Source organism: Paenibacillus sp. FSL H8-0457, from assembly GCF_038051935.1.
GTDB classification, from domain to species: Bacteria; Bacillota; Bacilli; order Paenibacillales; family Paenibacillaceae; genus Paenibacillus_AQ; species Paenibacillus_AQ lautus_A.
Genome location: NZ_CP150293.1, coordinates 2851489 through 2863720 on the forward strand (window position 1 = coordinate 2851489; position 12232 = coordinate 2863720).

At 50.1% G+C, this 12232-nt stretch carries 12 protein-coding genes; 7 read left to right on the forward strand and 5 right to left on the reverse strand.

Features of this window, described 5'->3' with window-relative positions; genetic code table 11:
• The first annotated feature begins 352 nt into the window (after positions 1-352).
• A complete protein-coding gene (locus MHI43_RS12755; protein WP_036665312.1) occupies positions 353-1672 on the forward strand; it encodes a hemolysin family protein in 1320 nt (439 codons plus the stop codon).
• Between the two features lie 216 nt (positions 1673-1888).
• Positions 1889-2332 carry a hypothetical protein gene (locus MHI43_RS12760; protein ID WP_235201883.1) on the forward strand — a complete coding sequence of 148 codons (444 nt, stop codon included), beginning with the start codon at positions 1889-1891 and terminating at the stop codon, positions 2330-2332.
• A 68-nt stretch (positions 2333-2400) separates the two neighbouring features.
• Here the strand turns inward: MHI43_RS12760 and MHI43_RS12765 are convergent, their stop codons facing one another.
• The 4 genes from MHI43_RS12765 to MHI43_RS12780 all read right to left on the reverse strand — a co-directional run bounded on the left by MHI43_RS12765 (position 2401) and on the right by MHI43_RS12780 (position 6790).
• Positions 2401-3219: a DUF4367 domain-containing protein gene (locus tag MHI43_RS12765; RefSeq protein WP_036665309.1), complete on the reverse strand. Its 819-nt coding sequence runs from the start codon at positions 3217-3219 to the stop codon at positions 2401-2403.
• Entirely contained in the window at positions 3197-3787 is a 591-nt protein-coding gene (locus MHI43_RS12770) for a sigma-70 family RNA polymerase sigma factor (RefSeq protein ID WP_036665307.1), read from the reverse strand. Before MHI43_RS12770 ends, MHI43_RS12765 begins: the two co-directional genes overlap by 23 nt.
• A gap of 371 nt (positions 3788-4158) precedes the next feature.
• On the reverse strand, positions 4159-5388 hold the full coding sequence (locus tag MHI43_RS12775; protein WP_036665305.1) for an aminopeptidase: 1230 nt from the start codon (positions 5386-5388) through the stop codon (positions 4159-4161).
• A 169-nt stretch (positions 5389-5557) separates the two neighbouring features.
• Positions 5558-6790 carry an aminopeptidase gene (locus MHI43_RS12780; RefSeq protein ID WP_036665303.1) on the reverse strand — a complete coding sequence of 411 codons (1233 nt, stop codon included), beginning with the start codon at positions 6788-6790 and terminating at the stop codon, positions 5558-5560.
• A 146-nt stretch (positions 6791-6936) separates the two neighbouring features.
• Between MHI43_RS12780 and MHI43_RS12785 the strand changes: the two genes are divergently transcribed.
• Positions 6937-7224 carry a hypothetical protein gene (locus tag MHI43_RS12785; RefSeq protein ID WP_009589418.1) on the forward strand — a complete coding sequence of 96 codons (288 nt, stop codon included), beginning with the start codon at positions 6937-6939 and terminating at the stop codon, positions 7222-7224.
• 87 nt (positions 7225-7311) lie between these two features.
• On the opposite strand, the gene MHI43_RS12790 is transcribed toward MHI43_RS12785, so the two are convergent.
• Complete coding sequence (locus MHI43_RS12790; protein ID WP_036665301.1) at positions 7312-8664, reverse strand: TrkH family potassium uptake protein; 1353 nt, start codon at positions 8662-8664, stop codon at positions 7312-7314.
• Positions 8665-8741: 77 nt separating this feature from the next.
• Here MHI43_RS12790 and MHI43_RS12795 point away from each other — a divergent pair, with 77 nt between their 5' ends.
• From MHI43_RS12795 to MHI43_RS12810, 4 genes are all read left to right on the forward strand, one after another.
• A complete protein-coding gene (locus MHI43_RS12795) occupies positions 8742-9659 on the forward strand; it encodes a DMT family transporter (RefSeq protein WP_015734764.1) in 918 nt (305 codons plus the stop codon).
• A gap of 112 nt (positions 9660-9771) precedes the next feature.
• Positions 9772-10908, forward strand: coding sequence for a zinc-dependent alcohol dehydrogenase (locus MHI43_RS12800; RefSeq protein ID WP_036665299.1), 1137 nt, complete (start codon positions 9772-9774; stop codon positions 10906-10908).
• A 170-nt stretch (positions 10909-11078) separates the two neighbouring features.
• Positions 11079-11813: an AzlC family ABC transporter permease gene (locus tag MHI43_RS12805; RefSeq protein ID WP_015734767.1), complete on the forward strand. Its 735-nt coding sequence runs from the start codon at positions 11079-11081 to the stop codon at positions 11811-11813.
• The gene (locus MHI43_RS12810) at positions 11804-12130 is read left to right on the forward strand and encodes an AzlD domain-containing protein (RefSeq protein ID WP_009589408.1); all 327 of its coding nucleotides are present in this window, start codon (positions 11804-11806) and stop codon (positions 12128-12130) included. The genes MHI43_RS12805 and MHI43_RS12810 overlap by 10 nt, the downstream gene beginning before the upstream one ends.
• Positions 12131-12232: the final 102 nt, after the last annotated feature.

Below are 12232 nucleotides of genomic sequence, written 5' to 3' on the forward strand. Positions count from 1 at the left end.
GCGTTTTTTTAACGCCACTGCGCGCGGCTAGATAGTATTATTTTAACATTATGAATGTTTATTCATAGAATCGTTCAATTCATCGGAAAACGAGTGTTAACGGCTGAGAATCAAATTAAAGCTCATAACAACGATGATTAATGTCATAAGACAACGTTTGACTGTGTATCGTAGTACTATATAATTACTTATATAGCTTGAATAAGTCGGAATAAGACAAGGAGATGAGACCATTGGGAAGTTGATGCGTAGTCCGAACACGCTGTTATGCTTGATGGCACCACACATTTTTAATAACCGAAGGAGGTGTTCCTATTCGTCATAGCATGCTGTATGGCGGGTAGGAGATCGATTGAGTGACCCCTTACCGAGTTTGATAAGTTTAACCTTGGTATTGATTCTCGTCCTATTAAACGGATTTTTTGTATCGGCTGAATTGGCTTTTGTTAAAGTGAAGAGCAGCCGGATTGACGCTTTGGTTGAAGAAGGACATAGACGTGCACAATTTGCGCAGAACATACTGAAGAACCTGGACGGATATATATCCGCTTGCCAGTTTGGCATTACCATCGTGTCCATCGGCCTTGGCTGGATCGGCGAGAGAACGATTTCCGCCATGATTTCGCCTTGGTTCAACGGAATAGGATGGAGCAACACAGCCGTTCATGCGGTGTCCTTGGTATTAGCCTTCATCTTGATCGCACTCATGCATATCGTATTCGGTGCATTAGCGCCTAAGACGGTGGCCGTACGCAAGGCGGAACAAATCACGCTGCTGTCCGCAGGCCCGCTGCGGGTATTTTACACCATCATGTTCCCGTTTATCTGGTTTGCCAATGGGCTTTCCAATAACGTTCTTCGCATATTCCGGATGAAGCCGGTGGTTGAACGCAATGTTCATACCGAGGAAGAACTGCGGGATATGATGAAAGAGAGCAGCGAGAGCGGTTTGATGGATAGCACGGAAATGACACTGGTAGACAACATTTTTGAATTTGCCGATACAACGGCAAGGGAGATCATGATCCCCCGTACAGAAATGATCTGCTTATACAACAATCTTTCATTGGAAGAAAATCTGAAGATTGCAAGCGAGGGCATGCGAACCCGTTATCCGATCTGCGACGAAGACAAGGATCATATCATTGGCTTTATTCACATTAAAGATCTGATGCGCGGCTTCGTTGGCGACCAGCTTTCCCTGATTCGCCCGATCATTGCTGTTCCTGAGTCAATCAAGATCAGCGAACTGCTGCGAAGAATGCAGCGGAGCAAGACGCAAATCGCCATTCTTATCGATGAATACGGCGGGACCTCGGGACTCGTGACCCTGGAGGATATTATGGAAGAAATCGTCGGTGAAATTCAAGACGAGTTTGACGAAGAGCGTCCTGGCATTGAAAAGGTGGGGGAGGATGAATACTCCATTGATGGATTGATGCTGATCGATGAAATCAATGACCAATTTGGTCTGAATGTGGATACAGAAGATTACGATACCATCGGTGGATGGCTGTCTGCGCGCCTTGAGGTGCTGCTTCCGCACAAAGGCCAGTCTGTTATATACGAAGACTGTCGCTTTGTGATTGAGGAGACGGAGAATAAACGCATCTCCCGGATACGCCTGATCAGGCAAGAGCAGCAGCTGATACAGGAAGAAGCGGGCGCGTAAACTGGATATTAGAAGAAGCGGCGACATTTTATGTCGCTGCTTCTTTTTATTTGCAGAAAAGTTTCAAAAATTATATCAAACCGTGAAAAAATAGAAACTTTTACGCTAACACGACGTGTTAAAATATGGATGTTCCTATCATATTGAAAGAAAGGTGATATTATGTCGAAAGTACGCAGTCCAAAACGTATAGCTTCAGCACTTGCAGTCAGTGTTTTGTTAAGTTTATCCCTGGCAGGAGGGGCTTACGCGGACTCCGCTGCAGACATTGCACCCGGTGCTTTGACGACTCCGCCTCCGGTTGAAATGAATTTGAATTCTTCCATCAGCCTCTTAGCGAATAAATATTTGATCAACTACTATTCTACGATTAGTAAGGCAAGCGGTACCCAAGTGAGCATCAACGGATTTACCGGCGCTGGACAAGCTGTAGATAGCATCGGCATTAATTATGTTCTACAGCGCTGGACAGGGTCGGCTTGGGTGGATGCTGGCAGTGCATATGAGAACGGAACCAACAAGCTTTCGCTTAGCGGCACCAAAAATTTCAACGTTCAGGCAGGCTACTATTACCGTGGCAAAACCATTCATTGGATTAATGAGAACGGTACATATGAGGAAGGCACTTATTATACGAACTCGATATTAGTAGAACAGTAATTTCAATAAGTTATAACAAAGAAGGACACTTTATGCAAGTGTCCTTCTTTGTGTGTGCAGGCATGGTTTTAGTGTATGCTGTTGGCGATTTTAATGAATTCTTCTCGAGAAAACAATCCGCTAATATTCACCAATATTTTGTCATTGTCATGCAAAAAGCGGAGGTTGGTTTCAGTCAGGTAGGCTACGGCTCCGGATTTCAGCTTCAGCGTTTCGGTAACCTTTCCTCCAAGGCCGATGGACCGTTCTGCCGTCATGTCGATTAAATCGATGTAGAATACCTTTTCATCCGCATTCTTGTAGTGAAGATGAAGATCCAGGATCGGCGCGCTCTCGCTTTCCGCGATTCCCGTCGCCTCATAGAACTCAAAGCCTGGCGGAATATAGCCGATTTCAGGGATCTTGAATAATACGCGCTTTTGCGATTCGATTAAGGATTCGTTAGGATCCGTAAAGGGAACGTCTTCGGTTTCCACCAATTCAGCGGGCGGTACTTGATCGGCGTTATCTGGCGCAGGGCTTATATCCGGCGGAGGCGCAGTAAGGGCCTTGCTGGGATCGACGGGCTCTTTCTTGCCGAATATCTGGCCCGTAATGCCATTGCCCCAATCCACGATTTGCTGATAGATTGGCGATACGGCCTGCGTGACGGTAGGCTGGGAGAACACGAATGCCCCGAATGCCATGGAAGCTGCAATAATACCGGCCAACTGAAATCTGCGGCGTCGCTGTTTCCGATTGTTAAGTTTCTCGACCTGCAGCTTGACTTGCTGCCAGGATTGTCGCTTGGATTCGTTGTCCGTAGGGAGTGAGGAACGTGAAGCTGCACGATCAAAGGCTTCATCAAAGGCCTCGTCAAACCAATCATCGTATTTTTCGTTGCTCATCCAATTCACCCCACTCTCTATACAGCATTTTCTTAACGGATTCCCTGGCCCGGAACAAACGCTGCTTCACGATCTCTTCGCGAGTATTCAGCAGCTCCGCGATTTCCCTGTAGGTCAGGCTGTGCTTCCAACGATACTCAATCAATAGCTTGTATTCAGGCTTCAATTGGTCGAGGTACTGCCCGATCGATTCCTCCAGCAAATTCGATTCCACCTGGTGTTCGACGTTCGTGGAAGAAACTACCACGTCCTCTTCATTAATAAAAACACTATCGACATCCACTTGGTTACGGTATTTTTTATTTTTTCTTAAATAATTCATGGTTGAGTTTTTGGCGACGACACGGAGCCAGCCCCGCATCTTGCTTTCCGTTTCGAACTTCGGCTTGCTTGTGATCACTTTGATAAAGGACTCCTGAATGATATCCTCAACAGCAGCATGATCCCGTACGACATACAGTATTTGCCCATAAACGAGGTCATAAAATTCATAATAGATTTCTTCCTGAATAGGTTCGCTCAGATCAGCGAAATCTGCTGCAAGGAGGAGCTGTAATCGGTTGGACACGCGATAATCCCCTCTCTGGTGTAACCATCCTATTTCTCTCATCATTTTACAACATATCGGGTAAAAAAGCCCTACAAATTCTAGTAACAGCCGACTCTGGAGACCGTAGGCATCCCGGCTTATCCTATGGAATTCATGGTATGGGGCCCGCTTTTTCGCCTCTATTATCGGCAAGCCAATGAGCTGCGCCCATCTCTTCATCATATGCTCGGCCATCAATGGGTATTAATCGAATCTGGGATTGACTCGGCAAGAGAAAGGGCGGGGATGGACCAGATAAAAACAGGACAGCCTCTGAGAATCAGGCTGCCCTGTCGATCGTTCTTAATCGAATGTTGGGTTGCTAGTCAAGGTAACGGGAAAAACGGCGATTATGCCCAGTTACCATCGATGAAGACTGGCTCTTCCTTGCCATCATGCGTGATTCCCGTAATCTGAAGGTCCTTGGAGCCCATCATGAAGTCGACGTGGGTAATGCTGGTGTTCAGGCCGCTTGCCTGGAGCTGTTCGGACGTCATGGTCTTGCCGCCTTCAAGGTTGAAGGCATATGCGCTCCCGATGGCCAGGTGACAGGAGGCATTTTCATCAAACAGCGTGTTGTAATACAGGATGCCGCTTTCCGAGATCGGGGAGCGGTGGGGGACAAGAGCCACCTCGCCCAGATAATGCGACCCTTCGTCCATGGAGATCAGTCGGGTTAAAGTGTCCTGGCCTTGTTCGGCGGAAAATTCGACGATACGCCCGTTCTCGAACGCAATCGAGAAATTGTCGATGATGTTGCCGCCGTAACTCAAAGGCTTCGTGCTGCGTACGGTGCCGTTGACGCCGGTTTTGAGAGGAGCGGTGAATACTTCCTCCGTCGGGATGTTGGCAACGAAGCGCTCGCCTTTTTCGTTGTGGCTGCCCGCCTGGGCCCATATATGACCCTCCGGCAGCTCGATTGTCAGATCCGTTCCAGGTGAAGTGAACCGGAGCTTGTGATATTTCTTGGCATTGAGTTCATCCGATTTGCGTTGAAGGGTATGGATATGCTCTTCCCACGCCCCAATAGGATCTTCCAGGTCCGCGCGAACCGCGTGGAAAATCGCGTCCCACATTTTGTCCACCTGCTGGCCTGCAGGAACGTCAGGAAACACCTTGGCGGCCCAATCGGGGGAAGCGTACGCTATGCCGGTCCAGCTCATTTTGTCGGCCTGCTGGTATTGCCGGTATTTCGACATGGCTGCGCCATATGTACGTTGATAATTGGATATACGCTCGGGATCGACTCCTTTTAACAGGTCGGGGTTCGAGGAGAGGATCGTCAAGAAAGCGGCTCCTTGTTCGGCAAGTTCGGTTACTTCCTCTGCGTAATAAGTCGGCGGTTCCAAAAAAACTTCGTCGGGCGCCAGATCGTACCGAATCCGATTCACGATCTCGTCACTGTAATTCACTTTCACTTGCTTGGCACCCGTTTCGTAGGCTTTCTTCACGATCAGACGCACCAGCGGCGCCGCATCAATCATGGCGTTAACCACCAGCGTTTGTCCCGGCTGCACGTTGGCGCCGACCTTAACTGCTAGCTCCGCATAGCGTTCCAATTTTTGTTCAAAGCTGGACATGACAGACCCTCCATTTCTTATATGCTGCCTCATAGCAACTTCAAGCGTTGTTTAGATTATCGCACAATTTTTAAGTTTGTAAATCAACCTCGGGTCAATTAAAGTCCGAAAAAGTTAAAAGAAAGCAGCTACTTCGCGAGAAATAGCTGCTTTATGCTGCATCTTATTCTTAAAATGCCCAGTTTCCTTTCAGGAATACGGGTTCTTCCTTGCCATCTGCCGTAACGCCGTAAATATCCATGTCGCCGGAGCCGATCATGAAGTCGACATGGGTTACGCTCGTATTGAGGCCGCTCTGAATCAGCTGCTCCTGATTCATGTCCTTGCCGCCCTCGAGACAGAAAGCATAAGCGCTGCCGAGCGCCAGGTGGTTGGAGGCATTCTCGTCAAACAACGTGTTGTAATACAGGATGTTCGACTCCGAGATCGGGGATTGATGCGGCACAAGCGCCACTTCACCAAGGTAACGTGCACCTTCATCCATGTTCAGGAGACGCTCCAAAGTCTCATACCCTTGCTCCGCCGTGAAGCTGACCACCTTGCCTTCTGCAAAAGTAAGGGAGAAGTTGTTTATGATGTTACCGGCATAACTTAATGGCTTCGTACTATGTACGGTGCCATTGACGCCTGTTTTGAGAGGAGCGGTAAAGACTTCCTCAGTCGGCATGTTAGCCACGAAGGAGTGTCCTCGTTCGTTGATGCTGTCGCCTTGTGCCCAAATGTGCCCTTCCGGCAGTTCGATGGTAAGATCGGTTCCCGGCGCAACATAGTGGAGCTTCTTATATTTCTTGGCGTTCAGCACGGAGGATTTGGCTTCAAGCACTTCGAGATGTTGGTTCCAGGCCTCTACCGGGTTCTCCTGGTCCACACGTACGGTGTGGAAAATCGCATCCCACAATTTGCCGACCTGCTCGGATTCCGGAACATCCGGGAATACCTTCGCGGCCCACGCAGCCGAAGGAACTGCGACCAGGCACCAGCTAAACTTATCGGACTGCTGATAGGCACGGTATTGCTTCAATGCTTCGCCGCGCGCCTTGTAGAAGTTTCCGATGCGCTCGGAATCGATGCCGCTGAGCAGATCGGGGTTCTCGGCCAGCACGTGCAGAACGGCTGCCCCGTTCTCGACCAGCTCCGTCATTTCTCCGGCATACCATTTTGGCGCTTCGGTAAACACGTCATCCGCTGCTTTTTCGAATTGAAGCCTTGTTATCGTTTCGTCGGTCCACAGGATCTTAACGAGGCGGGCCCCCGCTTCGTATGCCTTCTTAGCGATCAAGCGGGTAAACTCGGCGGAATCGACAGGAGCATGGACCACCAGCGTTTGCCCTTCCTGTATGTTGACTCCAACCTTTACGGCCAACTCGGCATATTTGTCCAGGTATGTATTGAAATCGGACATTTGGAACCCTCCAATGCAATTAATAATGTAACACCCCATATTATACTAGATCGAGCTGTATTAAGAAAAACCATAATCAGCGATCAAGAAAAGTGATATACTGAGTCTTGTGAGTGCTTTACAACGTAACGAAGGAGCGTGAAAACGTGTCACAAGTCCGAATCGAGCGTGCGGATATGAAGCGGGATGATGCCGATCAATTCGTGGGATATACCGTATTTTCTATAGATGGACATGCCTCATCCTACGAGATCACCTTCCTGAGCAAGAACGGCCGGGATTGGGATTACAGTCTGAACTTTGCCGGCGAGCCGGGAATCGAGGAGCAGTTTCTCCAGATAGACGAACGGATCGAAAACGATGACGAGCTGTTTGACGATTTGCTGGATGCAGCCATTGATGCCAGCGAATTCGGGGAATCAGAGGCGGACTAAAGAACGTATTTAAGAAACAAACCGTACACCTCTCTTAGATCGAGGCGTACGGTTTGTTTACATGCGGCAATGAGCGGGCCGGATAGCTTATCCTATTGTGATTCGTCCCTCGGGATGCCGGTACAGCTCCTTGTTATTCTTGCGGCTAAGCGCGTACGCAAGCGTTAGCGGTCCCAGCCGTCCGAGGAACATGAGCATGGCAATGGTAATCTTGCCAACCCCGGAGAGCTCGGTGGTAAGACCCATGGATAACCCGGCCGTGCCGAAGGCGGATACGGCTTCGAACAAAATCCTTAAGAATTCGCCTGATTCCGTAACGGACAGGAACATCGAGGCGCCTACCAATAGCAGCAGCGATAGAATCGTCAGCGTGATGGAGCGGTAAACCAGGGATTGGGAGATGCGGTTGCGATAGAGCACCACATCGCGTTTTCCCTGAATCATCGTGACGACGGCACCGATCAGCACGGCAAAGGTAGTCACCTTGATGCCGCCTCCGGTCGATCCGGGGGCTGCCCCGATGAACATCAGGAGAATCATGAAGAACTGGGACGATTGCTCCAGACTCGCAATGTCCAGGGTGCTGACGCCTCCTGAACGGGGAGTGATCGATTGGAATATGGAAGCCATGATCTTTACCGGATACGAAAGAGGCCCCAAGGTTTTGGGATTGCTGTGCTCCAGGATAAAGATCATGACGGCCCCGATCACGATTAACAGGGACGTCACCGTCAAGACAACCTTGGAATGAAGCGAAAGCTTTTTGCATTTCGGATACTCGATGAGATCAAAGATAACGATGAAGCCGATGCCTCCAAGGAAAATCAGGAACATCACAATGATATTGACAAAAGGATCCGCTACATAGGTGGCAAACCCTGAGAAGGGGCCGTGAATTTGGCCAAAGAGATCAAAGCCTGCATTGTTGAAGATGGAGATGCTCTGGAATATGCCGAAGTATGCCGCATCGGAAAGAGGCATGATGGCAGAGAACCTGAGCGTCAGCAGCAAGGCGCCCGCGCCTTCTATGATCAGCGTGTAGACCAGCACTCTTCGGATGAGATCCACGATGCCTTGTATTTGGTATTGTCCCATCGCTTCCTGAAGGATCATGCGCTCCCGGAGCGAGATTCTGCGGTTGAACATCAATGCAATCCAGGTAGCCGAGGTCATAAACCCCAAGCCGCCAAGCTGAACCAGCATAAGCATGACAATTTGTCCAAACATCGACCAGTGGGTGCCCGTATCCACGACGGTTAATCCCGTCACGCTAATGGCAGACACGGCCGTAAAGAGAGCATCTACCAGCGGAGTCGAAGTCCCGTCGGCGGTAGCGATAGGGAGCTTAAGCAGAAAAGTTCCGATCAGTGTGATCGATGCGAAACCGATCGCCAGAAATTTAGGAGGCGTCATTTGATTGCGTAGGTCTTTCTTTTTCATGCCGATTATCCTTTACCGAAAGTTTAATTTTGAAATCAATCTCTAATATAACACGAAAGGTGAATCATTTAACCATCATGAATTCGAACCGAGCACCGATTCCCGTTTTTATCCCGTTATTTATAGGGATTATAGCCATATCCTTTTCATCGATTTTCGTAAAATGGTCCGGCAGTCCCGTTTCCATTCAGGCCATGTACCGATTGGTGATCACGTTTCTGATCATGCTGCCGTTCGCGGGAAAGTACATGCCCGTTATCCGATCGCTGAAGCGCTCCGAAGTGCTTCTGCTGATTCTGTCCGGTGCGATGCTGGCCCTGCACTTTTTGTTATGGATGGGCTCCCTGAAGTGGACGAGCGTAGCCAGTTCTACGATCATCCTGGCCCTGCAGCCGGTATTCGTCATGATCGGCGCCTACATCTGGTTTAAGGAGAAAACGTCGCTGGCGGCCATAGGAGGTATGGCCATCGCCTTTCTCGGCGTGTTCCTACTCATTGGCAGCAGCGGTTTCAGCGGTAGCAAGGGACATCTGACCGGCGATATCATGTCTTTGCTGGGGACGGCCGCGGTGGCCGTCCATATGCTGCTCGGACAACTGCTGCTCAGAAGGCTGCCGTCATTCCTGTACAGCTGGCTGGTTTTTGCGGTAGCTGCTGCCGTATTGGCGGTATATAACGTGGGCATGCAGATTCCGCTGACCGGGTATTCCGCTCGCGAGTGGGGGATATTCGCCTTGTTGGCCGTCGTGCCCACGGTATTCGGTCATCTGTTATTCAATTGGCTGATGAAGTATGCGACTGCCTCCACCGTGTCGATGAGCGTTCTCGGAGAGCCGGTTGGAGCGAGTCTGCTGGCTTTTCTCCTGCTGAATGAGTCGATGAATTCGCTGCAAGCCGCAGGCGGAGCGCTGGTGCTGTTAGGGCTGGTATTGTTCTTGAAGGTCGGCAGAACCAAAAAGCAGCAGGTGGACGTCCAGCCTGAAGCGCTGGGCTGATCCCGCATTATTTTGCCTGGATAGACTAGTTCCCGCAAAATTAGCGCACACTGAACATTAAAAAGCCAAAATATTACAATTATGGAATAAAGGCTTAGAACGGGGGGCGCGCGTGAAAGCAGTCACTTATCAAGGCAGACATCGGATCAAAGTGAAGGAAATGAAAGACGCCGTTCTTCGGCACAGCGACGATATCTTGATTCGAGTCACCACCACGGCCATCTGCGGATCTGACTTGCATTTATATAACGGCGAGCTGAAGCATCTTAACGATGATTACATTATCGGCCATGAGCCGATGGGGGTCGTCGTGGATGCAGGGCCGGAAGTAAGCAAGGTCAAAGTGGGGGATCGGGTGATCATTCCTTTTATCGTGTCTTGCGGCAAATGCATCTTCTGCCAGAATCAAATGGAAAGCCAATGCGATTATGCGAACGAAGCAAAGAATACCGGCGGTTTTTTTGGATACAGCGACGCGTACGGCGGCTTTCAAGGCGCGCAGGCGGAACTGCTGCGGGTACCTTACGGTAATTTCATGCCCTTTGTCATCCCGGAGGATGCCGAAATGGAGGATGAGAAGCTGCTCATGCTGTCCGATGCGCTGCCAACCGCCATGTGGAGCGTGGAGAACGGAGGAGTTAAGCCCGGCGATGTCGTCATTGTCCTCGGATGCGGCCCGATAGGATTGTTAACGCAGAAGTTTGCATGGCTGAAAGGAGCGAAGCGGGTCATCGCCATCGACCATGTGGACTACAGGCTGGCGCATGCCAGCCGCACCAATCATGTGGAAACCTACAACTTCGAGAAGATACCCGAGATCGAGAACTATATCCATGAGATAACCAAGGGCGGCGCCGACGTGGTCATCGATTGCGTGGGCCTGGATGCCAAACGGACCGGCATCGAGATGCTGGGCAGCATGTTGAAGCTTCAGGGGGGTTCCTTGGGAGCTTTTCGCATGGCTGTGAGAATGGTGCGCAAATACGGGACCATCCAGCTCACGGGCGTATATGGGCTTATCTACAATGCATTTCCGCTAGGAGAGCTGTTTGAACGCAATATTACGTTAAAAATGGGTCTTGCCCCGGTCATTCATTACATGCCCAGCCTGTATCAAATGTTGAAAGAGGGGACGGTGGATCCTTCGGATATCATTACCCACCGGTTTCCGATGGAGAAGGCTGCCCTTGGCTATGATATTTTCAATGAGAGGAAGGATGGCTGTATCAAAGTCATCCTGAAGCCTTAGGTCACGGCGATCCAACTAAAACGAGGAGCGTTTCGGTAGATGAGCAGCACGACCGGAACGCTTTTTTATTTGTATGGAAAAAAACGATCCCTGGCGTTGACAAGCCAGCAAGAAGTATTCATAGTAATGAAAAATAGAATTGTAGAGGGAGAGAGAGGAATCGAACACAGATGAGCACCAAGTCAGAACGGCTTCCCGCCGATATCGAGGGAAACCAGGCCAATTCCTATCTTCAAGGATTTAAGGATTGCATTCCAACTCTGTTGGGCTACCTGAGCATCGGTTTTGCGGCAGGCGTCGTCGAGCGTACCGCAGGTTTCAGCCTGCTCGAGATCGCGCTCCTTTCGCTGCTGCTCTATGCGGGCTCCGGACAATTCATAGCCGCGGGGATGGTAGCCGCCGCAAGCCCGGTCTTATCCATTATTGTCACGATATTTTTCGTAAATGCCAGGCATCTGCTGTTAAGCGCAGCGATTGCACCGTATTTTAAAGGGCTGTCCTCGGGAAAAAGCTTCTTCATCGGTTCCCTGCTAACCGACGAAACGTTTGGTGTGGCTGCAGCCAAGGCGGCCGAGCAGAAGAGGCTGGGTTATCGGTGGATGGTCGGACTGAATATCACAGCGTATCTGTTCTGGTGTGCAGCGAACGTTGCGGGAGGTCTTGTCGGAGCATGGATACCGGAGCCGGAGAAGTTTGGCCTTGATTTTGCATTGCCTGGCATGTTTATTGGATTGCTGGCCCTGCAATGGATCAGCCGAAAGAAGTATAAACTGGACTTCATGGTGATTATGGTTGCCGCCGTTTCGGTGATCGCGGTCAGTACGATCATGCCGGGAAGCGCAGCGGTCATCGTTGCGATTATGGTCGCGGCTACTGCAGGGATGGTGATCGAACGATGGAAATAAGATGGCATATCGCCATACTGATTATCGGATGTGCTGTCGTCACCCTGATTCCAAGGGTTCTGCCGCTCATGATTCTGAGCAAGCTCCGCATTCCGGAATTGATGATCCGTTGGCTGGATCATGTACCGATCGCGGTCATGGCGGCGCTATTAGCGCAGGAGCTGCTCGTCAGTGACGGACGCGTGGATCCGGGGGGCCATACACTGGAACTGATAGCGGCTGTCCCTGCTTTTCTGACCGCATTTCTTACGAAAAGCCTGTTTGCCACCGTCATTGTGGGGATCCTGACGTTGGTGGGGCTCCGCTTGCTGATCTGACAAAACGAAGCGTTATGCATGAGATGTTGTTCATAGCCTAACCGGAACGCTTAAAAAACGGCCGTATTCCTTGGAATGACGAGGAGTACGGCCGTTTTATGT

What these genes read in the sequence shown, in the direction of transcription:
- MHI43_RS12765 (WP_036665309.1), bottom strand. Translation starts at nt 3,219, where the DNA reads ATGAGCAACGAAAAATACGATGATTGGTTTGACGAGGCCTTTGATGAA.
- MHI43_RS12775 (WP_036665305.1), bottom strand. Translation starts at nt 5,388, where the DNA reads ATGTCCAGCTTTGAACAAAAATTGGAACGCTATGCGGAGCTAGCAGTT.
- MHI43_RS12780 (WP_036665303.1), bottom strand. Translation starts at nt 6,790, where the DNA reads ATGTCCGATTTCAATACATACCTGGACAAATATGCCGAGTTGGCCGTA.
- MHI43_RS12790 (WP_036665301.1), bottom strand. Translation starts at nt 8,664, where the DNA reads ATGAAAAAGAAAGACCTACGCAATCAAATGACGCCTCCTAAATTTCTG.
- MHI43_RS12795 (WP_015734764.1), top strand. Translation starts at nt 8,742, where the DNA reads ATGAATTCGAACCGAGCACCGATTCCCGTTTTTATCCCGTTATTTATA.
- MHI43_RS12805 (WP_015734767.1), top strand. Translation starts at nt 11,079, where the DNA reads ATGAGCACCAAGTCAGAACGGCTTCCCGCCGATATCGAGGGAAACCAG.
- MHI43_RS12810 (WP_009589408.1), top strand. Translation starts at nt 11,804, where the DNA reads ATGGAAATAAGATGGCATATCGCCATACTGATTATCGGATGTGCTGTC.